At 42.6% G+C, this 26334-nt stretch carries 33 protein-coding genes; 19 read left to right on the plus strand and 14 right to left on the minus strand.

Annotation, left to right across the window (positions count from 1 at the left end; translation table 11 throughout):
* Positions 1 to 31: 31 nt before the first annotated feature.
* Positions 32 to 352, minus strand: a complete 321-nt coding sequence (locus NL930_RS12660; protein WP_041962724.1) for a hypothetical protein — start codon at positions 350 to 352, stop codon at positions 32 to 34.
* Positions 353 to 422: 70 nt separating this feature from the next.
* Positions 423 to 1553: an MFS transporter gene (locus NL930_RS12665; protein WP_254376899.1), complete on the minus strand. Its 1131-nt coding sequence runs from the start codon at positions 1551 to 1553 to the stop codon at positions 423 to 425.
* Here NL930_RS12665 and NL930_RS12670 point away from each other — a divergent pair.
* From NL930_RS12670 to NL930_RS12690, 5 genes are all read left to right on the plus strand, one after another.
* Positions 1552 to 1683, plus strand: coding sequence for a hypothetical protein (locus tag NL930_RS12670; protein ID WP_256497260.1), 132 nt, complete (start codon positions 1552 to 1554; stop codon positions 1681 to 1683). The two genes, NL930_RS12665 and NL930_RS12670, sit on opposite strands and share 2 nt — an antisense overlap.
* 32 nt (positions 1684 to 1715) lie before the next feature.
* Positions 1716 to 3407: a methyl-accepting chemotaxis protein gene (locus tag NL930_RS12675; protein ID WP_254376900.1), complete on the plus strand. Its 1692-nt coding sequence runs from the start codon at positions 1716 to 1718 to the stop codon at positions 3405 to 3407.
* Positions 3408 to 3418: 11 nt separating this feature from the next.
* Entirely contained in the window at positions 3419 to 4027 is a 609-nt protein-coding gene (locus tag NL930_RS12680) for a MarC family protein (RefSeq protein ID WP_254376901.1), read from the plus strand.
* A 111-nt stretch (positions 4028 to 4138) separates the two neighbouring features.
* On the plus strand, positions 4139 to 4552 hold the full coding sequence (locus NL930_RS12685) for a MarR family winged helix-turn-helix transcriptional regulator (RefSeq protein WP_254376902.1): 414 nt from the start codon (positions 4139 to 4141) through the stop codon (positions 4550 to 4552).
* 9 nt (positions 4553 to 4561) lie between these two features.
* Complete coding sequence (locus tag NL930_RS12690; protein WP_254376903.1) at positions 4562 to 5245, plus strand: CatB-related O-acetyltransferase; 684 nt, start codon at positions 4562 to 4564, stop codon at positions 5243 to 5245.
* Between the two features lie 26 nt (positions 5246 to 5271).
* On the opposite strand, the gene msrA is transcribed toward NL930_RS12690, so the two are convergent.
* Positions 5272 to 5832, minus strand: a complete 561-nt coding sequence (msrA, locus tag NL930_RS12695) for a peptide-methionine (S)-S-oxide reductase MsrA (protein ID WP_254376980.1) — start codon at positions 5830 to 5832, stop codon at positions 5272 to 5274.
* A 140-nt stretch (positions 5833 to 5972) separates the two neighbouring features.
* Between msrA and NL930_RS12700 the strand changes: the two genes are divergently transcribed.
* The 9 genes from NL930_RS12700 to NL930_RS12740 all read left to right on the plus strand — a co-directional run bounded on the left by NL930_RS12700 (position 5973) and on the right by NL930_RS12740 (position 12140).
* The gene (locus NL930_RS12700) at positions 5973 to 7106 is read left to right on the plus strand and encodes an ABC transporter permease (protein WP_254376904.1); all 1134 of its coding nucleotides are present in this window, start codon (positions 5973 to 5975) and stop codon (positions 7104 to 7106) included.
* A gap of 8 nt (positions 7107 to 7114) precedes the next feature.
* The gene (locus tag NL930_RS12705; protein WP_060827006.1) at positions 7115 to 7837 is read left to right on the plus strand and encodes an ABC transporter ATP-binding protein; all 723 of its coding nucleotides are present in this window, start codon (positions 7115 to 7117) and stop codon (positions 7835 to 7837) included.
* 7 nt (positions 7838 to 7844) lie between these two features.
* Positions 7845 to 8786: an MlaD family protein gene (locus tag NL930_RS12710; protein WP_039671868.1), complete on the plus strand. Its 942-nt coding sequence runs from the start codon at positions 7845 to 7847 to the stop codon at positions 8784 to 8786.
* Between the two features lie 15 nt (positions 8787 to 8801).
* The gene (locus tag NL930_RS12715) at positions 8802 to 9401 is read left to right on the plus strand and encodes an ABC-type transport auxiliary lipoprotein family protein (protein ID WP_254376905.1); all 600 of its coding nucleotides are present in this window, start codon (positions 8802 to 8804) and stop codon (positions 9399 to 9401) included.
* Between the two features lie 5 nt (positions 9402 to 9406).
* Positions 9407 to 9652: a DUF1104 domain-containing protein gene (locus NL930_RS12720; protein WP_254376906.1), complete on the plus strand. Its 246-nt coding sequence runs from the start codon at positions 9407 to 9409 to the stop codon at positions 9650 to 9652.
* Positions 9624 to 10298, plus strand: coding sequence for a response regulator transcription factor (locus NL930_RS12725; protein ID WP_254376907.1), 675 nt, complete (start codon positions 9624 to 9626; stop codon positions 10296 to 10298). The genes NL930_RS12720 and NL930_RS12725 overlap by 29 nt, the downstream gene beginning before the upstream one ends.
* Positions 10255 to 11442, plus strand: a complete 1188-nt coding sequence (locus NL930_RS12730) for a HAMP domain-containing sensor histidine kinase (RefSeq protein ID WP_254376908.1) — start codon at positions 10255 to 10257, stop codon at positions 11440 to 11442. Before NL930_RS12725 ends, NL930_RS12730 begins: the two co-directional genes overlap by 44 nt.
* On the plus strand, positions 11436 to 11771 hold the full coding sequence (locus NL930_RS12735; protein ID WP_254376909.1) for a hypothetical protein: 336 nt from the start codon (positions 11436 to 11438) through the stop codon (positions 11769 to 11771). The genes NL930_RS12730 and NL930_RS12735 overlap by 7 nt, the downstream gene beginning before the upstream one ends.
* Before the next feature lie 72 nt (positions 11772 to 11843).
* The gene (locus tag NL930_RS12740; protein ID WP_254376910.1) at positions 11844 to 12140 is read left to right on the plus strand and encodes a c-type cytochrome; all 297 of its coding nucleotides are present in this window, start codon (positions 11844 to 11846) and stop codon (positions 12138 to 12140) included.
* A gap of 90 nt (positions 12141 to 12230) precedes the next feature.
* On the opposite strand, the gene NL930_RS12745 is transcribed toward NL930_RS12740, so the two are convergent.
* From NL930_RS12745 to NL930_RS12760, 4 genes are all read right to left on the minus strand, one after another.
* Positions 12231 to 13424 (minus strand): hypothetical protein, encoded by a 1194-nt coding sequence (locus NL930_RS12745; RefSeq protein ID WP_254376911.1) that lies wholly within the window; start codon positions 13422 to 13424, stop codon positions 12231 to 12233.
* A gap of 9 nt (positions 13425 to 13433) precedes the next feature.
* On the minus strand, positions 13434 to 14771 hold the full coding sequence (locus NL930_RS12750; protein WP_254376912.1) for a cytochrome c: 1338 nt from the start codon (positions 14769 to 14771) through the stop codon (positions 13434 to 13436).
* A 230-nt stretch (positions 14772 to 15001) separates the two neighbouring features.
* Entirely contained in the window at positions 15002 to 17173 is a 2172-nt protein-coding gene (locus NL930_RS12755; RefSeq protein WP_254376913.1) for a malate synthase G, read from the minus strand.
* A gap of 64 nt (positions 17174 to 17237) precedes the next feature.
* Positions 17238 to 17603: a diacylglycerol kinase gene (locus tag NL930_RS12760; RefSeq protein WP_254376914.1), complete on the minus strand. Its 366-nt coding sequence runs from the start codon at positions 17601 to 17603 to the stop codon at positions 17238 to 17240.
* A 90-nt stretch (positions 17604 to 17693) separates the two neighbouring features.
* Between NL930_RS12760 and NL930_RS12765 the strand changes: the two genes are divergently transcribed.
* Entirely contained in the window at positions 17694 to 17939 is a 246-nt protein-coding gene (locus tag NL930_RS12765; protein WP_254376915.1) for a hypothetical protein, read from the plus strand.
* Positions 17940 to 17953: 14 nt separating this feature from the next.
* Here the strand turns inward: NL930_RS12765 and NL930_RS12770 are convergent, their stop codons facing one another.
* From NL930_RS12770 to rpsU, 7 genes are all read right to left on the minus strand, one after another.
* Entirely contained in the window at positions 17954 to 18199 is a 246-nt protein-coding gene (locus NL930_RS12770; RefSeq protein WP_254376916.1) for a hypothetical protein, read from the minus strand.
* Positions 18200 to 18268: 69 nt separating this feature from the next.
* Positions 18269 to 18766 carry a YajQ family cyclic di-GMP-binding protein gene (locus NL930_RS12775; protein ID WP_254376917.1) on the minus strand — a complete coding sequence of 166 codons (498 nt, stop codon included), beginning with the start codon at positions 18764 to 18766 and terminating at the stop codon, positions 18269 to 18271.
* 9 nt (positions 18767 to 18775) lie between these two features.
* Positions 18776 to 19708: a D-2-hydroxyacid dehydrogenase gene (locus NL930_RS12780; RefSeq protein ID WP_254376918.1), complete on the minus strand. Its 933-nt coding sequence runs from the start codon at positions 19706 to 19708 to the stop codon at positions 18776 to 18778.
* Positions 19709 to 19711: 3 nt separating this feature from the next.
* Positions 19712 to 20893 carry a glutathionylspermidine synthase family protein gene (locus NL930_RS12785; RefSeq protein WP_039671855.1) on the minus strand — a complete coding sequence of 394 codons (1182 nt, stop codon included), beginning with the start codon at positions 20891 to 20893 and terminating at the stop codon, positions 19712 to 19714.
* 2 nt (positions 20894 to 20895) lie between these two features.
* The gene (locus NL930_RS12790; protein ID WP_039671854.1) at positions 20896 to 21534 is read right to left on the minus strand and encodes a UPF0323 family lipoprotein; all 639 of its coding nucleotides are present in this window, start codon (positions 21532 to 21534) and stop codon (positions 20896 to 20898) included.
* A gap of 7 nt (positions 21535 to 21541) precedes the next feature.
* The gene (locus NL930_RS12795; RefSeq protein WP_039671853.1) at positions 21542 to 22249 is read right to left on the minus strand and encodes a helix-turn-helix domain-containing protein; all 708 of its coding nucleotides are present in this window, start codon (positions 22247 to 22249) and stop codon (positions 21542 to 21544) included.
* A gap of 134 nt (positions 22250 to 22383) precedes the next feature.
* Positions 22384 to 22596: a 30S ribosomal protein S21 gene (gene rpsU, locus NL930_RS12800; protein WP_039671852.1), complete on the minus strand. Its 213-nt coding sequence runs from the start codon at positions 22594 to 22596 to the stop codon at positions 22384 to 22386.
* A gap of 208 nt (positions 22597 to 22804) precedes the next feature.
* Here rpsU and NL930_RS12805 point away from each other — a divergent pair, with 208 nt between their 5' ends.
* From NL930_RS12805 to NL930_RS12820, 4 genes are all read left to right on the plus strand, one after another.
* Positions 22805 to 23473: a recombinase family protein gene (locus NL930_RS12805; protein WP_039671851.1), complete on the plus strand. Its 669-nt coding sequence runs from the start codon at positions 22805 to 22807 to the stop codon at positions 23471 to 23473.
* A 25-nt stretch (positions 23474 to 23498) separates the two neighbouring features.
* Positions 23499 to 24866 carry a cytochrome c oxidase accessory protein CcoG gene (ccoG, locus tag NL930_RS12810; protein ID WP_039671850.1) on the plus strand — a complete coding sequence of 456 codons (1368 nt, stop codon included), beginning with the start codon at positions 23499 to 23501 and terminating at the stop codon, positions 24864 to 24866.
* 73 nt (positions 24867 to 24939) lie between these two features.
* Complete coding sequence (locus NL930_RS12815) at positions 24940 to 25893, plus strand: SLAC1 anion channel family protein (RefSeq protein ID WP_254376919.1); 954 nt, start codon at positions 24940 to 24942, stop codon at positions 25891 to 25893.
* Positions 25883 to 26314, plus strand: a complete 432-nt coding sequence (locus tag NL930_RS12820) for a hypothetical protein (protein ID WP_254376920.1) — start codon at positions 25883 to 25885, stop codon at positions 26312 to 26314. Before NL930_RS12815 ends, NL930_RS12820 begins: the two co-directional genes overlap by 11 nt.
* Positions 26315 to 26334 lie beyond the last annotated feature (20 nt).

Below are 26334 nucleotides of genomic sequence, written 5' to 3' on the forward strand. Positions count from 1 at the left end.
AGGGCTACCTTTTCCGGTGGTAAATTTTGGATTAACGGTAATAAGGACGATAGTACTCGTCATGATAACGATGAGACGGTCTATCGATCACAATAACCCTCTCTCTGACATACGGCTCTCGATACACGACGGTCGGTCTTGTCTCGTAATAAACGGGACGACTTTCGACGTAAACGGGACGGCTTTCAACGTAGCGAGGTTGTTGTGCGGCATTATTAATCATGCTTCCCAATAAAATAGCGGCTCCCGCACCGATAAGTGCTCCTTGTTCTCTATCACCCCATGCATAAGAGCTTGTACTTGCACTGAGTACCAAAAGGATAGAAACTAAACTCATTTTTACGATTTTCATTGGATACTCCTTTTTAACTTTTACAGTGAAATTCTAGCGTAAAATCGTGAACTATTCGTGAAATTTGAAATTATAACCGTTGAATCCATCGCCAATAAAACCCAAACACAATGAATCCGACTCCCAAACAACACGTAATCATCCACAACGCCATTCCCCACTCAAAAAGTGCTCCGATCGCAAATGAAACGAGCGTACTCATTCCCATAAAAACCATATCGTTATAGGCAACGACTCTACCGTAATACGCTTCGTGCGTCTCGTACTGTAAAAGCGTATAGGTATACGACCAAAGTGCCGTCGTAAAGAGCCCGCACAAGACGACGCCGAGAAAACTCCAATAAAAATCATGTTGCAACAAACTCCATACGATGATACTTACACCTTGCAACACCAAAGCGTAAAAAAGCGTCTTTTGACTCATCCAGCGCCCCAAGATAAACTGACCCGCTACCAACGAAACGGCACGAGATGCATTGATAAAACCCATCACGAGAGGAATCGACAAAAGATGCTTATACTCGTAATCCGCCAATAAGGCAATCAAAGCATCGTAAGCACTTAACCCGACGCTGGCATGTAAGGCGATCAAGTGCATTAACTTCGGATGCGCTTTGAGATACAAAAATCCGCCGACGATCATCTCTTGAATAGAAAAGAGCGTGTGAACTTTAAGCGTAGGAAGCTTGAGCCCCAAGAGCAGGTAAAATCCGACGCAATACAAAAGCATATCGGCGACAAATGCGCTCGTCGTTCCAAAATAGTGAATATAAAATCCCGCAACAGCCATACCCAACGCATACGAAATCGACCAAATGATAGAATGAATCTCATTGGCGATTTTAAGGTCGTCGTTTCCTAAGAGCTTCGGCAAAAGCGACATTTCCGTTTGAAAATAGATACTTCCGACGCCCATACGGATAAAAATAAGAGCTAAAAGCCACCACAACATCTCTAAAGAGTCGATAAAGAGTAAGAAAAAAACCGTGACGATCTCAATGATCGTTAAACTTAACATCAATCGTTTAGTATCGACTTTATCGATAATCGCTCCGCTAAAAGGGGCTAAAAGCATCGAAGGTAAAAACGTAAATGCCGCCGCCGCGCTTAAAGCCCAAACCGGAGCATGCAGTTCGATAAGCAACGTGTAAATCGCCATATGGCTAAACCATGCACCGAAATAACAAATGAGTTGGATCATGCTTAATCGCCGTAATGCCGCATACGAATATAACACGTTAACGTACCGTTTCATTTTTACCTCTTTTTCCCAAAACGCTATTGTATCGCTTTTCCCGCACGAGGGCTATGCCGATTTTATGCTACAATGAAAAGACTAATACCTTCGAAAAAGGAATCGAATATGAAAATTTCAACGCGTATTTTAATCTCGCTGATTCTCTCGTTAAGCTTTCTCGGCGGTTCCATCATTGCTATGACTTACCTCAATACACAAAAAAATGCTCGATTTTTTCTTGAACACTATCAAAAAAGTGCTTATGCGTTTCATGAAAACGAGCTCAAAACCATTATGGATTTAATGCGCCAAACGGCTATGTCTATTTATAATTCCCAAAAAGCCAAGGGCATTAGTGATGAAAAAATCAAAGAAGCTATTTTAGAAAAGCTGAACGATCCTCGCTTTTTTAACGATAAAAGCGGTTATTTCTTTGTCTATCAACAAGACGGTACTAACATACTTTTACCGACTAATAAAACCTTGGAAGGAAAAAACCTTATCGGATTGAAAGATTCCAAAGGTGTTCCTTTTGTTCAAGAACTTATTCATGCAGCGCAAAGAGGAGGAGGATTGGTCAAATACGAATTCCCCAAAAGCAAAGACGGACAACCTCTTTTAAAATTTGCCTACGCTATGCCTTTTGAACCTTACAACTGGACAATGGGTACGGGTATCTATGTCGATAACGTGGAAAAGGAGATTGCTATTTTACAAAAAGAGATCGACGATACCCTCTCCTCACAAATCAAAACCTTCTTAGCGATTGCGACCGTCTTAGTGCTTGTAAGCGTTTTTTCAACCGTATTTATTATCAAAAAAACAATTTCAAATCCACTGGTACGATTGATGCAAAGAGCCGACAATCTTTCAAGCGGCGAGGGCGATTTGACGCGAAAACTAGACATTATCGGTAACGACGAAATTGCTCAAGCCAGCCGTAGTATTAATGCGTTTATCGAAAAAGTACGCCTACTGATCAGTGAAGCGAAAGGGCTTTCTAACGAGAATTCGTCCATTTCGCACGAACTCTCCTCTACTTCTTTACAAGTCGGACGAGCCGTCGAGACGTCCATGCAAATCGTCGGCGACACCACAACCAAAGCACTCGGTCTTAAAAATGAATTGAGTACGGGCATTCACGAAGCAACAGAGGGGAAAGAGGAGCTTACCAAAGCCAATGCCTTCTTAAAAGACGCAAACCAAGCGATTTTAACGCTCACGCAAGAGATTCAAAACAGTGCCCAAACCGAAATCGAACTAGCACAAAAGATTCAACAACTCAGCCATGACGCCGAACAAGTGAAAGAGGTCTTGGTCGTCATCGGCGATATTGCCGATCAGACCAATTTACTTGCCCTCAATGCCGCCATCGAAGCGGCACGCGCGGGAGAACACGGACGAGGCTTTGCGGTTGTCGCCGATGAAGTGCGCAAGCTTGCCGAGCGTACGCAAAAGAGCCTTCAAGAAATTAATGCGACGATTAACGTTATCGTCCAATCCATCGTCGACAGTAGCGAACGTATGACGAGCAACTCTCAAAAAGTAGAATCGTTAGCGGAAGCGGCAAGCACGGTTGAGGTCAAAATTAACGGTATGTTCTCCGTGATGAACAACGCAACGCTTGTCTCCGATAAAACAACTCAAAATTACCTTAAAACCGGTTCGGACATCGAAACCATGATCGCCAACGTCAATCAAATCAACGATATTTCAAGCCAAAATGCCAGAAGCGTCGAAGAAATTGCCGGCGCAGCAGAGCATCTCAGTCGCATGACCGAAACCTTAAATCTTAAACTCTCCGAGTTTCGAACGTAAGGAATTCCATCGTGCTGAGTGCTGAATTTTCAATTGTTTCGACGGCTATCGTCCTGATCTTCGTTATCGACCCTTTCGGTGCGGTTCCCGTCATTTTATCCATTTTAAAAGACGTTCCTCTTGCAAGGCGTAAAGCCATCATTATGCGTGAGATGCTATTCGGTTTGGCAATTTTAACGCTCTTTTTATTTGCCGGCGAACTCTTTTTAAATATTTTCCACCTTGAAACCGAAGCGGTGCGCATCGCAGGTGCCATTATCTTTTTCGTCATCGGATTAAAGATGATCTTCCCGGGTGATGAGGGCAGTAGTGGGCTGTACGGCTCTTCCAAAGAGCCTTTTATGGTGCCCATCGCCATGCCGCTCATCGCAGGACCATCCACGCTTGCCACACTTTTAGTGTTGGGTAAATCCCACACCAATGAACTTGGAAGCGTCTTTGCCGCACTGATTTTAGCATGGCTGATCTCCGCACTCATCATGTACCTCTCACCTTTACTCTACAAACTCCTAAGAGATAAAGGACTCTCAGCCCTTGAACGCTTGATGGGCATGCTCCTTTTGATGATGTCAGTACAGATGTTCATCGATGGTATGAGAGGCATTATCCACACGTTTTAGGTTTACATGTAACGCTTTTGCCAGTGTACAAAAGATTACATGTAAACTATCTTGACAAAACAAGAAACGTGCAATATACTTGCTTAATCAAATATATTGCAAGGAAATAAAATGAATTCAAAATTTGAACTTATTCTTGGATTGTCTTTGGCGTACACCAAAATCTTCAAAACAATGGATCGCTGCTTAAGTGTTCACGGAATCTCTTTTTCCGAATACTTGGTAATGTATGAGTTGTCAAAAATGACCAACCAGTCAATGCGCAGGATCGATTTAGCAGAAAAAACGGGCATGAGTGCTTCGGGTATTACCAGACTTCTTAACCCTATGGAGAAATTAAACATCGTAGAGAAAGAACAAAATGCCCGCGATGCAAGGGTCAGTCTTGTGAAACTAACCAGTGCTGGCAGTGAACTTTTCACCTATGCCACACAAAGTGTCTTGCAAACAGCCGATCTTTTTTTAGAACCGCTGAACGAGCAAAATTTAGTGCTGCTTTTAAATGCGCTCACGAAAATACGATAAGGAATCATTATGCCATTACTGGATAGTCACAAAAAATACCCGATGCACATGCCCGATGGAACCTGCATCAAACACGTTGTCCATCTTAAAGCAGTGATTGATCATCCGCGTATCCGCGTGGGTGAATTCACATACTATCACCATTTTGAACGGTTGGAAGATTACGCTTCATTTATTGCACCCTATCTTTTTCCGTTAAGCTTGGATCGTCTTATCATCGGTAAATTTGTGCAAATTGCGCACGGGGTTCGTTTTATCACGAGTTCCGCCAATCATCCAATGAGTGGATTTTCAACCTATCCGTTTGCCAATTTTATGATGAACGCACAAACAACCAGCGAAGATATTGTTGCGATGTTTGAAGCGGCTCAAAACAAAGGCGATACGATCGTTGGAAATGATGTGTGGATCGGCATGGACGCAACCATCATGCCAGGTGTGCGAATCGGTGATGGTGCTATCATCGCTGCGAAATCTGTTGTAACCCATGATGTAGCACCTTATACCATCGTTGGCGGCAATCCTTCCCGCGTGATCAAACAACGCTTCGATGCTAATGTCATTCAGGCGTTAGAGCGTATTCAATGGTGGAACTGGTCGATTGAAACCATCGAAGCGCACAAAGATGTCATCGCAGGCAACGATCTTGAAGCGTTGTTAGCATTGAGCGAAAAGGTCGCACCACGACACTAAAAACATTTTACATGTAAAGGATTGAGCTATTTCACCAAATCCTTATATTCATGTTTGAAATGCTCAACTTTTGGGGAGACAACAAACATGCAATAACCTTGATTGGGGTTGTTTTTAAAATAATTTTGATGGTACGCTTCAGCTTTGTAAAAGACTTCTAAGGGTTTGATCTCCGTTACGATCGGCTTGGTAAATTTACTAGCAAACGCCTTCATAGACGCCTCGGCTTGCGTTTTTTGTGTTTCATTATGGTAAAAAATGACCGAACGGTACTGGGTTCCGACATCGTTACCTTGACGATTCAGTGTGGTCGGGTCGTGGATCAACCAAAAGATTTTCAAAAGCGCCTCATACGAAATGAGCTTAGGATCAAACGTGATTTGTACCACCTCGGCATGTCCGGTATTGCCGCTACACACCTGTTCATACGTTGGGCTTGACGTTTGTCCTCCGGCATACCCACTGATCACATCGACCACGCCACGCGTCTCTTCAAACACCGCTTCCAAGCACCAAAAACAGCCGCCGCCGAATGTCGCTTTTTCATAAACCACGCTATTCTCCTGTGCATAAAGTATGTGACACATGCCTAAAACAAACGCTACGACTCGGAACCATTTCATAATGCGCCCCTTTTTGGTACGATTATAACACGGTGCGCTGAAACTTTTCCTCTTACGACCGACATAATCGATTTATGTTATAATACTTCAAAAAAAGAGGTCGTATGAAACAAAAACCCTCTTTGCGCCTTGATATCCAAGAACAAACCGCTCTTGTGCTCTTACAAGGCTCTTGGGTTAAAGAGCGTATAGCCGCTTTATGTAAAACCGATATACCGATCGCACCGTCTCAAACAACGCATTCGTACACGTTTGACTTTTCTGCCGTTACCGATTTTGATACACACGGTATTATGCTGATTTTGCACTTTGCTAAAACATTGGAGAGACACGGTAAAAGCGTCGTTTTTCAAGGCGAAAGCCCTTCCATGCAACAACTCCTACACATTTGTGACACCCATTATCCCCTCGAAGAGATTGAAGACAAAAAAGGCATTTTCATCCTTGATTCTCTTGAAAACGTAGGACGACAAAGCGTCGAAGGATACCGCACGCTCGCCTCGTTTTTTTCGTTCACGGGAGAGCTTACGCATGCATGCGTCGCCGCCGTTCTCAAACCGCTTTCTATTCGATGGAAAGCCACGCTCTATCACATCGAACAAAGCGGAGCCGGAGCCATTCCGATCATTTTACTCACCTCGTTTCTGATCGGTATCGTCATCGCCTACCAAGGAGCGACGCAGCTTGAAAAATTCGGAGCCAATATTTTTATCGTCGAGATGGTAACGATCTCTTCCGTGCGCGAATTAGCTCCCTTACTCACCGCCATCGTCGTAGCGGGGCGAAGCGCATCATCTTACAGCGCGCAAATCGGCGTTATGAAAATTACCGATGAAGTCGATGCCATGCGTTCAATGGGTTTTTCGCCGTGGGATTTTTTGGTATTGCCCCGATTGTTCGCACTCGTCGTTTCGCTTCCTCTGCTTGTTTTTTTTGCCGACATCGTCTCGGTTTTCGGCGGTATGGTCATTGCTTCCACCAAGCTTGACGTGAGTTTTGTCGAATTTATCGATCGTATCAAACAAACCGTCGCTCTCAAACACCTCGTGATCGGATTCATCAAGGCACCTATTTTTGGAGCGATTATCGCGACGATCGGATGTTTTCGCGGATTTCAAATCGATAGTAGCACCGAAAGTGTCGGCAAATACACGACGATTAGCGTCGTTAACGCTATTTTTTGGGTTATCGCCGTCGATGCGTTAATTTCGGTTTTACTGACGGAGATGGGATTGTGAAAGAGCGCATCGTCGTCGAAGCCAAAGATATTATTACCCGCTTTGGGGAACATACGATCCATAACGGCGTGAGTTTTAAAATCCAACAAGGCGAAATTTTCGGACTTTTAGGCGGTAGCGGTAGCGGTAAAACGACATTGCTTCGAGAGATGATTATGCTTCAAAAGATCCAAGGCGGGCAGATGAAAGTGCTAGGCGTCGACGTCTCCAAAGCCTCACATGTACAAGCACAAAAGCTCATGCGTCAATGGGGCATTTTGTTTCAATTCGGCGCACTCTTTACGTCACTAACCGTGTTAGAAAATGTTATGATAGCGATGCGCGAATATACAAACCTTCCGGATTGGATTATTCAAGAATCCGCACGCATGAAACTTTCCATGGTGGGGCTTCCGACAAAGGTCGCTACGATGTTTCCCTCCGAACTGAGCGGAGGTATGAAAAAAAGAGCGGGGTTGGCGCGGGCGTTAGCCTTAGATCCTAAACTTCTTTTTTTGGACGAGCCGACGTCGGGGCTAGACCCTAAAAGCGCACGTGCGTTTGACGAACTCATCGCAACCTTGCGAAAAACACTCGGTATCAGCGTTGTCATGGTCACGCACGATAAAGATACGATTGAAAACGTATTGGATCGTTTTATTATTTTGGGCAATCAAAAAGTACGATTCGAGGGTTCAATGGAAACATTGCGTCAAACGACCGACGAAGAGCTCAAAAATTTTTTAAATTGAGGGAAAGATGGAAAATCGCTTAAGTTATATCTTGGTAGGTCTCTTTCTGTTTGTCTTGCTGATCGGCGGCGTCGTTTCTATTTTGTGGCTGGGAAACTATTCGGAAAAGGGTAACTTTAAATTTTACAAGATCGCAACGAAAGAATCGGTATCGGGACTCAACGACAAAGCACCCGTCAAATTTAAAGGCGTTCAAGTCGGAGAGGTCCGCGGCATCGCTATTAACCATAAAAATGCCGAAGAAGTCTTGGTCACGATTCGTATTCAAGAAGACGTTCCCGTCAAAGAAAATACTTACGCATTGATCGAAGCGCAAGGCATTACGGGCTTAAGTTACATTCAACTCCAAGGCGGTACGAACGACGCTAAAGAGCTTAAAACAAACTCCAATCCGGAAGAGTACGCGCTCATTCCGTCGTATCCTTCCACTTTTTCAAGGCTCGATAAAACCGTAACGTCTTTAAGTGAAAAAGCCGAGGTTATTTTTAGCCGTATCGAACAAGTTATGAGCGATAAAAATATTAAAAATATTGAAGCCATTATCGAAAACAGTGCTAAAATTACCGAATCTACCAGTAAAACCTTAGCCAACCTCGAAGCGCATAACAAAGAGATCAATCGTCTTTTAGCAGAATCCGTCGCGGCGGTTCAGGGTATTAAAGAGATGTCCTATTCGTTAACCCGCGCGGTCGATACGACGGGCATAGAAACGATGAAAGGCATTAAAGACGCCTCTATAAGCGTCAAAAACGTGATGGGCGGATTGCATCAAAAAATCGATTCGGGAGCGTTCGACGTTAAAGAGACGCTCATGCCTTTGCAAAGTACGTTATACGATTTAGAAGTCGTACTTGCCGAAACAAAAGAGCTGATTGCAAACTTGAAAGACAGTCCGAGCGATCTTTTATTTAAAGCCGAGACCGTTGCTCCGGCACCTCACGAACGCTAAACCAAAGGAGTTAATATGAAAATAGTCGGATTTTTGAGCTTAGTCTTCATGCTCTTAGGCCTCAGCGGTTGCAGTTTCAAAGAGACGAATCTAAAACCTTACACCTATTCTTTAGAGCCTATGGTTAATCTTACGCGCACCAACACCCCCAATCACGACGTTTTAAAGATTGCACGCATCGATGCTCCAAGTGGACTGAACAGCCGCGCGATTCTTTACAAACAAGAAGGAGCTATGCTTCCCTATAAATACGGTACGTGGAGCGAAACGCCTCCGCTCAAACTCCAATACCTCATCGCAGAAGCCCTTCAAGACCAAAATCATTTTGAATCGGTTATCTCCGGTACCTCAATGGCATCGAATAACTTGGTACTTGAATCCGTTTTACAAAATTTCGAAGAGGTTTTCGATGCTAACGATAATTCTTATGTTTACGTCAATATCCGCTTTCGCTTAATCGATATTAAAAGCGGTAACGTACTCGGTACGACACGTATCGCTTCGAAAAAAACCGTGACGAAACAAAACGGAGCCGAAGGTACGGTCGAAGCCTTTAATCTTGCTACTAAAGAGCTTATCGAACACCTTGCCGTATGGATCAATACGGTACGGTAAACACAATGAAACGATTTTTCTCTCTCCTTATGTTGAGCGTAACCTTGCTCATCGCCAAAGCCGATTTTAGCGAAATGAGTACCGAAGAGCTCATCGCACTTATAGGCTACGTCGATGCGGAAAAAGAAGAACCTTTCTACCGTGAACTTGAAAAACGCGTTTCACAAATGGACGAAACGCAAAAAACACTTTACGAAAAAGACCAATCTCAAAGGCGCAAAGATGCCCAAAGCCAAACTCCTACTCCTTGAAGACGATACCAATCTTAGCGAGACCGTATGCGAATTTTTAGTCTCGAAAGACTACGACGTCATACCGGTTTACGACGGCAAAGAGGCGGAAGTTGCAATTTACGAAACGCGCTTCGATCTTTTATTGCTTGATGTGAACGTTCCTGTACTAAACGGTTTCCAGCTCCTCTCCCAACTTCGCTTGGAAGGTAAAACGACACCGGCTATTTTCCTCACCTCGTTAAATGCGATCGAAGACGTCGAAGAGGGTTATGAAAGCGGTTGCGACGATTATCTACGCAAGCCTTTTGCGCTTAAAGAACTTTTGTTTCGCATCGAAACCTTGTTAAAACGTGAATTTTTTCATACGCCTCAAGCGCGCTTACGCATCGACGAACATGTCGAGTACGATACCGCAACGCATCAACTTTATATCGATCAAAAAATCGTGCAACTGCAAAACAAAGAAGCCAAACTTCTCAAACTTTTTTTGCAAAAAAAGAACGAAATTATCAGTCATGAAACGTTGATGGAACATTTATGGGATTTTGAGGAAACCGGCAGTGACGAAACCCTTCGCACCTACATTAAAAACTTACGCAAAATCATAGGGAAAGAGCGCATTGTTAGTCTTAAAAAACTGGGATACAAATTTACACTCGCGTGAGAAAAAGACGCTTTGGTCGTTTCTTTTTCTCTATGCTTTTTTGGTGCTTATCAGCCTTTTTTTCGTTGCATTTTTGTACTACGACCTTCAACGGGAACTCTTTTTACAACACCAAAAAGAAGCTCTTTCCAATTTGACCAACGAGCAAATTAACCGTTTAAAAACCTTACATGTCACCTTTGACAAAGAGCGTCTTTATCCACGAGACGAACGGTTTAACTCGGCCATCTACGACAGCGGTTTGCATGAAATCTTTTCGACTTTACGTTCGCAAAACGTCAATCTTTACGACGATATTTATATCAAAGAGCATAAAATCTACTTTATCAAAGAGCTAGAGTCTTACTACCTCGGCGCACGTTACATCGCACTGGAAGTACCCGAGCCTGCGCATTGGGATAAGAAGATTTACCGCACGCTTTTTCTCTACGGCGGTATTATTTTTGCCCTTACGGTATTGATCGGTTATTTTTTATTGAAACTCTTATTGCGCCCGATGCGAGATGCTATCTCGTTACTGGATCGTTTCATCAAAGATACGACGCACGAGCTCAACACACCGGTCAATACGATCCTCTCCAATATCGAGATGATCGATCCGACACAACTCGATCCGGCACTTTTGAAGAAAATTAACCGTATTACGATCGCATCCAAAACCATTTCAAATTTATACGACGATTTAACCTACTTAATCCTTTCGCACCGCTTATCGTCCCATGACGAAACCGTTGATCTTCAACTATTGCTAGAAGAACGACTGGAATACTTCTCTTTGCTCTGCGAATCAAAAAAAATCCGTGTCGGCACGTGCCTAGAAGCAAACGTCGTTATGTCGATCGATCGTAAAAAAATCACGAAATTGCTCGACAATATTCTCTCCAATGCCGTTAAATACAATCATATCGGCGGAACGATTGACGTCGAGCTCCACGATAAACTGATCCGAATTAGCGATAGCGGACGCGGTATGGACGCATCAAAAACTAAACATGCGTTTGAACGTTACGTTCGATTCGATCGAAGCGTGGGCGGATTTGGCATCGGACTGAGCATCGTAGCCGCGATCGCTAAGGAGTACGGACTCAACGTCGATATCGAATCCAAACGCAACGAAGGTACGAAAGTGAGTATTTCATGGTAAAAGGAGTCGGTCTCTTTTTCATCTGCGTTGCATGGGCTTTTGGCAGCGAAAGCGTCTATGAGCGTCATTGCGTGCCTTGTCATAAAGAGATGCCGGTCAAAATCGACAAATTTTTTTACCGCTATTTATTAAAATACAGCAGTGAAAACGAAGTCAAACGCGCTATGACGCACTATCTCAAAAATCCTACAAAAGAGACTTCGATCCTCACCGACGGGTTGATTAACCGTTTCGGCGTCAAGAAAAAAACGACGCTCAGCGATGCAGCCTTAAGTGAAGCTTTAGATACCTATTGGGAAACGTATAAAGTTTTCAATAAATTGAAATAGTAACACTTTTGTTTCACTATAAATTCACTTTTTTTGTATATAATAACGTTAATTATTTAATAAGGAGTCACTATGAAAAAGGTCTTAGTCTTGGCTAGCATTTTATGTGCTACCTCAATTTTTGCCGCCGATGGGGCAACACTTTATAAAACCTGTGCTACATGTCACGGTGCAAAAGCGGAAAAAGCCGCTTTGAATAAATCTCAGATTATTGCCGGATGGAGTGCCGATAAAATTGCTGCTGCGCTCAACGGTTATAAAGCAGGTACTTACGGTGGTCCTTTGAAAGCAACGATGGCAGGACAAGTTAAAAATCTTGATGCCGATGCGATCACTTCATTATCCAAATATATCGAAGGTCTGAAATAGTTACATATGCCTTCTTTGTCTTCCAAAGAGGCACGTTTCTTCAACGAAAGCCGATACGCCGATTTATTGTGAATCGGCGTATCGTATATTTTAGAGAATATTTTTAAACAAAGTTACAATGCCCCAAGCAAAATAGATAGCCATCCACGCAATCATAATATAAAGCGTTGCTTGACCCAATTTCGTGACCACGACATCTTTAGAGCCGTCAAAAACACCTTCGCGTTTACCGACTTTCCATGCCATCGTTAAAAGATATGCCACACCGACAAATCCCATAATCAAGAATGTCGATAAGAACATAACGATGGAAGGAATTTCCAAGTTCATAGGATAGTCGTAAATGCTGTATCCTAAAGCCGACATAATATCGAAGCGAATCAACTCTCTCATGGTAGAGATCAACAGTGCAACCACGACTAAAACCAAAGTTGTGTAGTAGCTATTGCGATTCGTTTTTGCCATAGCAAGCAAAACTAATACGCCGATTATCGTTGCGATTGATACGGGATGAAAAAGGTATTTAATTTGCAACATCCACAAAACAAACAAGACCGCACTGATCAAAAGACCTACAACCGCAAAATTGGTTCCTAGTTTTGCGCTATAACTGATAAACGAAGCGTCAAAATCTTTTCGCGTCGATAAGAAGCGGCTGTAGTTTTGTAAGAAAATACCTACGATGGGGATAGAGAGACTCACCATAAACGCCAATCGGATTATATCCATATTAAACGTCCATCCGCTCGTATTGACGATACCGTTAGGTGCGTACATGTTCATCCAATCGTGCGGCATAATCGACGTAACCGCAAAACTATGCATCAAAATTCCGGCAAATACCAAGATACCGAACGATACGAAACCGATCAACGAATGTCCTGTTCGTTGCGCTTTGTGCGCATAATAGTACCAATAGTACATACAATAACCGACGATCATCGTATACACGAAGATAAAAATCCACATACCCGATAACGTATTGGTGACATACCAGTTCGGATCATAGATGACTTGTGTAAAAAGAAGCGGTGCTACACCTAAAACGATCAAGATAGAAACACTGATCTTACCCGTTTGAATCAAATGTGGCGTAAGAATACTCCAATGTTTGTCCTGATTTCCTTTTGCCGAACCGTAAAGCGAAAGACCCATAGCGCCCAATGAAAGCAGTACGAACGCCGCATGCAACGCCCACGTTAAAATATAAAGTACTTGAAAAACTATGGGATAAAATGGAACTCCCGCGGGATCCCTAAGCGCTAATAATACTGATGCGTCCATTATTTCTCCTTAGTAGTGTAACGATGCAAAATATTCCGCGATCGCATCGTATTCTGTTTCTGGTAATTTGAGTGTCGGCATATATGAGAATGCACCCTCGCCCATCGCATACAAGATGGATTTGATACCCTCTTTGTCCATACCCGTTAGCCTATCTTTGAGAGGTCTGAAGACACCCGTCTTCTCTAAAGAGTGGCAGTTGGAACACGCCATTTTGGCTAAAAGTTCACCGGCATCCTTCCTATTTTCATCGGTAATCGTTTTAAGGCGCGCCGGGACGAAAGGATTGAGGTGCAAAAGCCCTTTCTCGGCGATAATCGGAAGCTCGCTTTTAATATTTTTGCCGGGAACGTCTCGGCTGATAATTTGATTGGAATAGATATATTGTCCTGCAACATAAGGCTTACGCATGGACTCTCTTAACTTCTCGCCAGACCATAAACCGGAAATCAAAATAACACCGATCATAACGCTCGCAATAACGGGATTAATCCATCTTGGCTTAATAATCGCAATGGCAAAGTAAGCGACAAATACCATCGTCAAGATAATTCTATTTTGAATAATGGCATCTTTTGAGAAAGCAAAAACCGCATGAGCATTCTCAGGAAGCGTACCCATATACCAAATAAAGAAAAACAAAGTTATGAAACCGCCGATAATGCTGATATAACCCATCTTACGGCTGAGCTCATTGGAGAGTTCTTCGTTCTCTTTACGCATCGAACTGGAAATAACCAAACCGATAACGCCCGACATCATGATCATAAACCCTATACGTAAAAACATATGCGGGAACGTATTGATACCGAAGAAGGCATCGCTTGCACTTCCCGTTGCATAGAAGGCTTGCGTTCCGGGCCACATCATAAAACTGATAATACCGATGATAAGCGCCAAAGTTCCAACCGAAGCTAGCGCAAACGTATAGGTAAGTTTGAGGTGTGTTTTTCGATCTATTCTATCGATAAAGTAGACCAGCACGAAAACACCGATGACTTCATAGATAAAAAAGACCCATTCCGTTGCCCATACCCATACGAAGTTATGAATAAGCGCACTAATACCTCTCGGGCTTGCCGCCGTTGCGGTATTCCAAATACCAGGTCCCGTGATGGAACCTAAAACATACGAGAAAATCAGCAAAAACATACCGTATTTTTTCATATACGGATAATAATCGCTTCGATTCTCTTTGTACGCTTTGTGCGCTAAAAAGGCAAAAAGCATCGCCGCACCGACCGACGTATGCGAGAATAAGATGTGTATCGTACCCGTTATACCCATCATCCAAGCACTTCCATATTCAGGAAAATAAAACAACGGGAATTGCCCTATTATATCCATGAAGTCTCCTTTGTGTAAAATTTTTAACAACTAGGATTATAGAAGCACCGTGTTAAATAAGTGTTAATTTTAATTTTTTTTAATTTTTTATATCAATAATGAAACAGAATATTTTCTTAAAGAATCATTTTTGGAAGCTTACATGTGAAGAACTCTCGAGAAAGAAGAAGGAAAAAAGAAAAACATTTGCGCCAAAGTGAGACCTTGGCGCATTGCGAAGAAAGAACGTTTTACGGATATTCGGGCAACGCTTGTTTGACCTCTTTGCGCTTCACATGTAAGATAAATTCCGTATAGCCGTTCGGCTGGCATCGACCTTTAAAAATAAGTTCGCATGCGGCTTGAAAGGCGATGCTCTTGCTAAAATGCGGTGCCATCGGGCGGTATTTTGGATCATGCGCATTTTGGGTATCAACGACGCGTGCCATTTTTTCCAAGATTTCTTTGAGCTCTTTCTCGTCGATGATACCGTGGTGTAACCAATTGGCAAGATGTTGGCTCGAAATACGAAGCGTCGCTCGATCTTCCATCAACTCGATATTATGAATATCGGGAACTTTGGAACAACCGATACCTTGCTCGACCCAACGCACAACGTAGCCTAAAATACTTTGGACGTTATTTTCGACCTCTTGCGTCACCTCTTCGCGTGAAAGCGTACGATCTAACAACGGCGGCGTTAAAATGTCTTCGACGCATGCAATTTTGCGCGTTCTAATTTCTTCAAGCTTTTTAAAAACATTCACGTCGTGATAATGCAATGCGTGTAATGTCGCTGCCGTCGGGGAAGGAACCCACGCCGTCGTAGCACCTGAGCGCAGATGAGCGATTTTTTGCGTTAGCATTTTTTGCATCGCGTCGGGCATCGTCCACATGCCTTTGCCGATTTGCGCATGCAAAGCAAATCCGGATTCAAGTGCGATATCGACGTTACGGTTTTCATACGCTTTGAGCCAAATGCTTTGTTTCATCTCCTCTTTGGGTAAAACCGGGCCGTACTCCATACAACTGTGGATTTCATCGCCCGTTCGATCTAAAAAGCCCGTATTGACAAAAAAGACACGCTCTTTCGCTCGCCTGATGCATTCTAAAAGATTGATGCTCGTGCGTCTTTCTTCGTCCATAATGCCCATCTTAATCGTATACGCAGGTAGTCCTAATACCTCTTCGACGCGTGCGAAAACTTCATTGACGTAGGAAATTTCTTCAGGTCCGTGACATTTGGGTTTGACGATATAGATATTAGCGGCAACGCTATTACGCAATCCGCTCTCTTTTTTAAGGTCGTGAAGCGCGCACAATGCCGTTACAAATGCATCTAATAATCCTTCGGCGATCGGTTTTTCGTTACATGTAACGCAAGAACTCATCATATGAAGCCCGACGTTTCGAATCAATAAAAGAGCGCGTCCTTTGAGAACAAACGGCGTACCGTCTTTGGAAAGAAACGTTTTGTCGGGGTTGAGTGCACGTACGATCGTTTGAGCTTTATGTTCAAAGCTGACGCTTAAATCACCTTTCATCATTCCGAGCCAATGGCGGTAAATGCGGATTTTATCTTCCGTATCGACCGCGGCAACGGAATCCTCGCAATCTTGAATTACGCTCAGCGCCGATTCGAGTATTATATCTTGAATACCCGCAAGATTCGTCTGCCCTATCGTGCCGTTACGATCCAAACGAATTTCGACATGTAAGCCGTTATTTTGCAATAAAAGGCTGCTCGGGTCACAACGCTCTCCCGTATATCCGACCCATTTCTCAGGTTCACGAAGCGAAACGTCGTTTCCGCCTAAACACCGTGCCGTTAGTGTATTCCCATCCAAACGAAAGGCTTCGACGTCGGCATAACTGCCTGAATTTAAAGGAAAGATCCGGTCTAAAAAAGCATAAACGAATTCAAAAACTTTTTCACCGCGCTTGGGATTGTAGGCGAAGCGTTTTTCGTACGGTTCGGCATCTTCAATGACATCCGTACCGTACAACGCATCGAGTAAACTTCCCCATCGCGCGTTAGCGGCATTGAGCGCATAACGCGCATTGTCTGCCGGGACGACTAACTGCGGTGCGGCAATCTCGGAAATTTCCGGATCCATCATGCCGACGGTAATTTCAAACGGCTCTTTTTCATCTAAGTAATAGCCGATCTCTTTTAAAAAAGTGATATGTTCTTCTTGATTGAACGTTTTTTGATGGTTCTTATACCACATGTCAAGTTGGGACTGAAATACGTCTCGTTTTCGTAGTAGTTGGATATTACGAGGTCCAAAATCCAACACCGCCGTTTCAAAACCGTTCCAAAAAGCTTCAACGCTTATGCCGGTGTCGGGTAAAACTTCGTTACCGATAAAATCGTACAATGCCGTATCGATCTGCAATGTTCCGTACGTGATGCTTTTCATTTCGTTCCTTTTTAATCCGTTAAGATTACCACAGCGTTATGATATTAATCTGTCAATCCAGCGCTCAGTGCTGTGACCATTGCCATAAGCCGAAGCACCAAATCACTAGGCATACGCCGATGCTCAAAAAAACGACTGTACTGCCCATATCTTTAGCACGTCCGGCCATTTCATGATGCTCGAGCGTCACCAGATCGGTTACGCGTTCGATCGCACTGTTAATCGCTTCGGCGATCAATATGCCCGTCAGCGAAGAAAACATGAGAAGTTTATACCACAACTCCAACGAAAAGAACCATAAAAGAGGAAGCAATACGCACACGGCAACCAATTCGATTCGAAACGAAGTTTCTGTTAATAAAAGGTCTTTCAGTCCCTTAAGCGCATACGAAGTATTTTTAATAAAATGGTATTTGGGTTGATTTCTCACGTACATCCTTTGCATCGATATTCAAAATAAAAGCAATCATTTCAATTATGTTTTTTACTATGACGGTACGAAAACGTTTAGCAACAAGCCGTGACGATCACGCTTTGCCGACCTACCGCCAACTTGGCTCTTAAAGAGTTTACCTCACCGAATGTTAAAAAACCCGACGGAAGCGAAGCCAATCCGAAAACGGCACTTCAAGGCTTGATGAATGCCGGTAAAGAGGCTTCATCCCTCATCGAAGGTATCAGCGTTACAAAACCGCCGATAGTAGCGGCCGGTTTGATAAATACGGAGTTGCATACCGCCAGTTTTTCACATCCTACTTGGTCGTAATTGCATCAATGCGATTACGATCGTTCCTCAAAACAGATATTTTTTGCCACATACCATTTGACGATAGCCAAAGTCGAATAATTCATCTCCCGCTGCACCGGAGGAATGGAAGCAATACGCATCTTGGAACTCACAATGCCGCTAATCAGCGTTAAAAATAGAAAAAAAGCAATGCCGATCCATACGTTGTACGTATATCCCAGCCAACCGCCTAAAAGAAGCGGCGTAAAACTGATCGCCGTATACACTACGACCATCATCAAACGACACTTAAAACCTCGAACACGAGGCACCGGCTCGATGAGAGGCGGTAAAGAATCGTCGCTCATCTATTTTAAGTTGGTAAAATTGACCGGAAAATCAAAATCGCATCCACGAATCGCTTTGATCGCTTCTTGCAAATCATCGATCGACTTACCCTCGACTCTTACGACGTCGCCGCGAATCGAAGCTTGAACTTTGAGTTTAAGCTCTTTGATCTCTTTAACGATTTTTTTGGCATCGTCGCTTGAAATCGCATCGACGATCGCAACCGTTACTTTCGTATTGCCTCCGCTTGAAGGTTCGCGTTTGCTCTCTTTTAACGCTTTGGCGGAAATATCACGCTTGATCGCTTCAGAAATCAAGGCATCGACCATCGCGTCGGCTTTGTTATCACTAGTCGTAATCAGCGTAAACGCTTTGTTCTTTTCGTTATAATCAAACTCACATGTAATCCCTTTAAAGTCCCAACGGTTGGTGATCACTTTTTTTGCTTGTTCGTAAGCGTCTTTGAGTTTTTGTTTATCGATCTCGGCCGTAATATCAAAACTGTGTTCTTTCGCCATACGTTCTCCTTATCGGTTTAAAAATGTTTGAATGTTTTGAACAACCAAGTCCATAAGCTTTTTGCGTGCTTCCATGCTTGCCCACGCAATATGCGGCGTGATGATGAGGCGTTCTTGATGTTTAACATGTAAGAGTGGATGATGCGCTTTCATCGGTTCGATTTCTAAGACGTCAAGCCCGACGTACAGCTCTTTTTCATCGATAATTTTTGCTAACGCCGCTTCATCGACGATACCGCCGCGACCGACGTTCACAAGTACGCTACCCTCTTTGAGTATCGCTAACGCGTGTGCATCGATTATGTTTTTCGTTTGAGGATTCAAGGGTGCGTGAATCGTGATAATATCGCACGTTTTTAGCATTGTTTCCAGCGGCAAACGCTCGTACGCGGCATCGTTGTTGGCACCGCTTGTCGAATAATACGCCACTTCCGCACCAAACGCCGTCGCAATTTTGGCAACCTCTTTGCCGATAGTTCCAAGACCGATAATGCCCCAACGTTTTCCCTTGATTTCCCAAAACGGTTTTTCGATATGCGTAAAACTTGCGGCTTTCACCCAACCGCCGTTTTTGACAAAATCGTTATAATATGCGCTTTTACCGATGAGATCCAACACTAACATAACAGTCGTTTGCGCAACCGAAGCGGTCGAATATCCTGCTACGTTTTTGACCTCAATGCCTTTGACCTTAGCATATTCCAAATCCACGTTGTTCGTTCCCGTCGCGGTCACGCAAATAAGTTTAATATTGGGACATGCATCCATCACTTCTTGATCAATCACGACTTTATTGCTCAAAACGATCTGCGCATCCGCAATATGGGCTATTCGCTCGTCCGTACGCGTCGTATCAAATGTTTTGAACTCGCCCAATGCATGAAATGCGCTTAAATCGATATCGTTTCCCAATGTTCCGGCATCTAAAAAAACTATTGTCATACCCTAATCCTTAATACGATGTCCTACGAATTTCGAGAAGTTTTCCATAATGAGTCCACCGCGTCTAAAACCAAGACCGCATCCCTCATATGCGAAGAAAACACCCGCTTGATAGGAACGGTTCTCGTTGTCTTTGGGAAGTTCGACGTATTCTTGATAAATCGGTTTGAACCCTTTATACTCGCCTTCCGTTTTTTCGATGACGTTCATCGCTTCGTCAAAAATGACGGTATTAGCACCCTCACGTCCAAAAGCACGTTTTTCGACCTGTTTTTTACCTTTAAGCGGTTCAAACGACGTTTCTAATAATAAAGGATGGTTCGGGAAAAGATCCCAAAGAATTTTCATAAATGCTTTACTTTGAAACAGCAGGGTATAGGCAGGATTGAGAATAATCGCTTGTTGTTCGCGGACGATCTCGTCTAACAATAACGCCAAGTCGCCTTCTTCGATCGCGATATTTTCCCACGGAACGAGTTTAAACCAATACTCGAAATTTTCGTCGCCTTTAAAAATACCCTCTTTACCGTTGAAACCGACTTCGTCGACATACGCAAAATCGGTATGAAATCCTGCCTCGTTGGCGGCGATTTGTAAAAAACGAACCGTATTTTCATCTTCGATACTTCCGCGAATCGATGAAAAAAGGATTTTCCACCCTTCGTAATACTGTGCAAAATCTTCCGTATCGCCGCCTAAAACGACCAAGCGTTTGAAATTTTCTTTAAGTGCTTCAAATACGGTGTTAAACTGCTTGGCTTCGTCCATCCCGTTTGCTTTGAGCATCGCCCACTGAATAATCGCCGTTTCATACAACGAAGTCGGCGTATCGGCGTTAAATTCAAGCAACTTAATCGGTTTCCCGTCCACGCCTCCTGCGAAATCGAAACGCCCGTAAAGATGCCAATGCACGTCGTTTTCCCACGAATTTTTGATCAATTCCACCAAATTAAAAGGGATATTGAGTTCATGAAAAAGATTGTTATCGATAACGTACTGCCCTGCTTCCGCGTACATGTCGTACAATTCGTTTGCCGCTTCGTAGTACGCTTCCGCCTCTTGCGGCGTAATCACGATTAATTCGTCCGCAACATAAGACGTTTGATCCTGATCCGTATGCCAATAAAAACCGATGGATTCTAAAAACTCTTTGCTTAAAGGTTTAATTTTTTCTACATGTAACATGATTAACTTCCATAACTGCTAGGGGTACTTGAACTTGACGTTCCGCTAGACGACGAGCCTGACGTTCCGGAACTTCCGCCGAAAAATCCGCTGCTTTTCGTCGCACTGCTGCTCGGAGTCGTCGTAGCGGCAGGCTTGTTAAAACTGGTACTGCTTCGCGTATACGCTTGGGGCGTTTTATACGTCGTGGCACGCTGGTTTTGATAATTGGCATTGCCAAAAAGTTTGTTACCGATCCAACTGCCAATCATCGCTCCGGCAATACTGGAAAGCAATACACCGCCAAGACCCATACCGCCGGAACTCATTTGAGGATTAGTCAATGCCGAAGTGTTGTTGTCGATTTTTTTGGCTTCATCTTGAACTAACGCGTCGATTTCCGCTTGAGACAACAAACGCTCGGTTCCGTCCAGCCCTCGAACGACGACTCGCGTACCGCCGGAACTCGGATACTCTTCGGCAATTTTATACACGCCCGGAGCCGTTTCGTCGACAATCACGGTTGCGCCCTGCGTTTTCGCCGCTTCGGCTAACGCGTTTTTATTGTCGTCTTTGCTATCGCATCCTTGTAATCCTGCAACAACAAGGACACCGAGCCCCCCTGCGATCATATAATCGGATATTTTTCTTACGTATTTCATTCGCGTTTTATTCTCCTAAAATTTCTTTGAGTTTCTTACCTTTTTTAATAAAGATTTTTCCGTTTTTATCTAAAACGTCATTGAGCTGATTCGCTTTTTTTGTTAATACGTCGTTGATTTGCTGCTTTTCTTTCTTTGAAAACCCTTTTTCCTTTAAATAACTTCTCAAATCGCGCCAATCGCTATACGACTCTAAAAGTTCTTCTTCCTCTTGCACGCTCACATCGTCTTCTTCATCCGTCACATCGACTTCTTCCACGTATCCATGTTCCGCCGACGCGCTTTGAAACGTATTTGATGAGGGCGAAGTAACTCCCGAAACAACACCGATTTGCCGATTGGCGAGTGATAGAATTGCTTTGAGCTGCTCGTCTCTTTCTTTATAAATCATCTCGATTTTTTCTTTCGACTCGATCAACAAACGCTCTTTGTCTGCAACCAAACGCTCTTTATCGCTTTCTAACTTCTCGTTTTTTTGTTTGAGTTCTTCGACTTGATTTTTGAGCAGTTCGATATAAGCACTCTCCGCCGCATTATTCTCCGTCGCTTTACGCGAAGAAAGAGTCTCTTTTGAAGACGTTTTCGTTAGTAAAATATATTTCACACCTTCTTCGACGACACTTTGTAAAGAACCTCGTCGCAATCGGTTGTATATCGCCTCTTTACTCACGCCTAAAAGTTTCGCCGCTTCGGTAACGGTTAGTTTTTTTTCCATAAATTACGACCTTTACTAACGAAAAGAAGTTGATTGGTACTGTATGGTATCATAGCTTTAATTAGTTTTATTTTAGACAGAAGATTTGAAGCAATAAAGAAGAAGCCAAGAAGCTAACTTCTTGGCCGTGTGTGTTAGAGTCTTGACTCGTAACGGCGAAGCATATAAAGTCGTTTAAGTTGTTTTTTACGAGCACTGATTTTATCTTTTTTGCGCTTTTCAGTCGCAGTTTCATAAAAGCGTCTTGCACGTACTTCCGTAACAACTAAGTTACGATCAACTTGTTTTTTAAACTTACGATACGCCTCGTCAAACGATTCATTAGGATGTACTTTAATTCCTGGCATACTCTATCCACCACCTTTCTGATGAATTTGAGAAGGTATTCTATCTAAATTTATGTACATTTAAGCTTAAAACATCGTGTTACGATTAATTGATTTAAAAAAGTAATTTTTTAGAAATTTGACGATAAAAATCGAAAAAGGCTTGACTTTCTACGTCAACATTGAGTATACTGTTGCTATTTTAAAATGATAAAAAGGTGACAATTTTATGATTATCGCGCTTTTAAAAAACAAAAATGACAATTCGCATATTACGATTCAGCAAAAGCAAATCTTAAAATATGCCCATCACAACGATCTCAAAATCGATACGACCGAGATTGAAAATTCAAATCCGAATTTGGATTTGGAGGAACGCAAAGAGTTTAAGGGCTTTTTACGCTCTTTATCCCCCAATGATCATTTAATTATCTTTGACCTTTCAACGTTTTCGAGCAACGTCGAAGAACTCGTCAAAGTGTTAGAATGCCTTCTTACGCGCTCTATTTCGGTTCACATCGCCGATGAAAGTATGCGTATCGACCTTCAATCCAGCCCTTTATCCTTATTACAGCTTTTGGTCAAACAACGAGAACTCAATAAAAAGCTTGAAAAAGAAAAAATGCAAGGTCGCCCTAAAGGCAGGATGTCTAAATCCAAATTTGACATGCATCGCCCGTATATTATCGAACTTTTAGAACAAAAAACCTCTATTAGTGAAATCTCGAAAATCTTACATGTAAGCCGTACCTCTTTAAAAGACTATGTCAATTCCAGAGGACTGAAAGATCTTGTAAAAGCTAAAATTTCATTGCTTAAAACACCTAAAAAGGAGACCCAGCCTTTGAAAAACACGCCACTTAAAGAGTGCTCTTTGATTCAACAATCTGAATCTTAAAATATTTACTATAAGGAATTACATAATGAATTGCGATACGAACTCTTCCGTACAACCTGTTTATTACAGGTATAAACGCTATGTTGTTTTTGCCGTTATTACGCTGGTAGCGTTATCGTTACCGTTTATTCGCATTGACGGCAATCACTTTTTTCTACTCAGCTTTGATAAAAAGCAGTTGCATCTCTTTTTTACGACGTTTGACATGCAAGAGCTTTATTTGATGCCTTTCGTCTTGATGCTCTTTTTCTTGAGTATTTTCTTTATTACGACACTTGGAGGCCGTGTTTGGTGCGGTTGGTCCTGTCCGCAAACGATTTTTAGAATCATATTTCGTGACTTTATCCAAACCAAACTCCTCGGTATTCGTAAAAGTATCGCCAATAAACAAAAAGCACCTGAGGGCGATTTCTTCAAACGTTTTATCGCCGTTTTGATTTGGGCGTGTTTAGCACTTTTAGCCGCATCGAATTTTATGTGGTATTTCATTCCTCCGGAAGATTTTTTCGTCTACATCCAAAATCCTGCGGAACATACCGTATTGTACGGTTTTCTTATTTGTGTCACGGCATTTCTCGTTTACGATATCACGTCTTTAAAAGAGAATTTCTGCGTTTACATTTGTCCGTACTCTCGTATTCAATCCGCACTTTTTGACGAAAATACGATTCAAACTATTTACGATGAAAAACGCGGCGGTCAAATTTACGATAAAAAAGGCACTAAACTCGGAAGCAAACCGCCTTTAGCAACCGACGATTGTACCGGATGCGAAGCATGTGTTCGTGTCTGTCCGACACATATCGATATCCGTAAAGGTATGCAATTAGAGTGTATTAACTGCTTGGAATGCGCCGATGCATGTACACCGATTATGGCAAAACTCGGTAAACCTTCTCTTATTACGTGGACCAGTGCCAATGCGGTGGAAAAAGGCGATAGAACACACTATTTCCGCTTTCGAACGATTGCCTATATGGTTGCATTGACGATCGTACTGATCGGACTGTTTGTTATGGGCAGTAAAAAAGAGTATATGCTCTTAAACATTAACCGAACAAGCCAACTCTATAAGATGGCCGATGACGGTAAAACGGTCGAAAACGTTTATACGTTTCTTTTCCAAAATACCGATACCAAAGACCATGAATATTATTTTGATATTTCCAATAAAGAGATCAAAATCGATCAACCGAGCGAACCTTTTATGCTCAAAGCCGGTGCAAAACTCAAAAAAGTCGTTATCCTCTCGTCTGTTCCGAAAGAACTCAAAGTGGAAGGAGAAGATTTACCGATTACGGTTAAAGCATACGCACTTGACGAAAAGAGCAGAATCGTCGTCGATCGCAAAACTATCTTTATCTATCCTAAAAAAGGCGATATTCAGCCTTAATCCATCACCATTATTCTCGGGTGCTACGCAACTCTTTTTGATTGCGTAGCGTCTTTCTTAAGGAGCTTTGCCGATGATTCTATCGGATCGTATTAAAAATTTTCCTATTATGATGTTTGCAATCGTGATGGGACTTTCGGGTTTAACCATCGTCTACCAAAAAGCCGCTTTATGGCTAGGATTTCCATCATTCATTGCTACGTTATCGGTTGTAATCGTTACTGCTATTTTTACCATTATCGCTACGCTATACGGTCTTAAATGCCTCTTCTTTTTTGAAGAAGTCAAACACGAGTTTGCACATCCTATTCGAATTAATTTCTTTGCCGCTTTTTCGATCTCTTTATTGCTTCTTTCCATCGTGTATCACGATATACAGATCGAAGTAGCCCAAGACTTATGGTATGCGGGTGCGCTGATTCAAACGTTTCTGACATTTTATACGATTAGTTTTTGGATCACGAAAAATATGGAGATTACCCATTCCAATCCGGCATGGTTTATTCCTATCGTCGGTAATGTGATCGTTCCTATCGGAGGATTTGGATTTGTCGATTTGCATATCTTGATTTATTTCTTTTCGGTGGGAATTTTCTTTTGGATCATTTTACTACCGATTATCGTCAATCGTATTATTTTCCACCATCAATTGGCACAAAAGTTTCTACCGACGCTGTTTATTTTGATCGCACCTCCCGCCGTCGGCGTTATTTCGTATCTCAAAATTACCGAGACATTTGATCTTTTCGCAAGTTTTCTTTACAGTATTGCCCTCTTTTTTTCATTTTTACTGCTTTTTATGATCAAAAATTTTCTCAAATTGCAATTTTTTATATCATGGTGGGCTTTTACTTTTCCGCTAGCCGCTATGACCATCGCTTCTTTGGCAGTTTTTCATACGACGCACATACCGTTCTACGGTATCATTGCTTCGTTTTTACTGATCGCTACGACGTTGGTTATTGCTTTTGTCGGCTACAAAACGCTCTATTATGTTTCCAAAAAAGAGATCTGTATTGCAGAATAATTTTCTGCAATACGTTTCGCTTGTGTTGATCTTTTTTTTTCTTATGGCTTGCGACGGTTCGCAACACTCTTTTTCCCGTAAAAACGATCCTGATTTCTACATGTCGCTCCATACGCCTTTGGCATTACAAAATCATACCGTCTTTTGCAAAACGATCGACGTTCAAAGGCTTTTCGAACAAGCAGGATTTATCCTAGACGCTTCTAAAAGAACGGGCATCATGCTTGAAAGCAGTTTAGATGCAAATCTTACATGTGCGCGCTCATCAAACATGCCGAAAGAATCTTATATTCGCCTCACGCTATATCAAGACCGACAAGAATTCTATAAACTTCAACTTAACAAAACCGGAACGATGAACTGCGAGGATATAGAAACATTAATTGCAAAATTGAAAAAGGAAGTATTTCAAAAAAAGTAGTGGCATTAAGACGGTTGTTT

This window comes from Sulfurospirillum sp. hDNRA2 (assembly GCF_024206095.2).
Taxonomy (GTDB): Bacteria; Campylobacterota; Campylobacteria; order Campylobacterales; family Sulfurospirillaceae; genus Sulfurospirillum.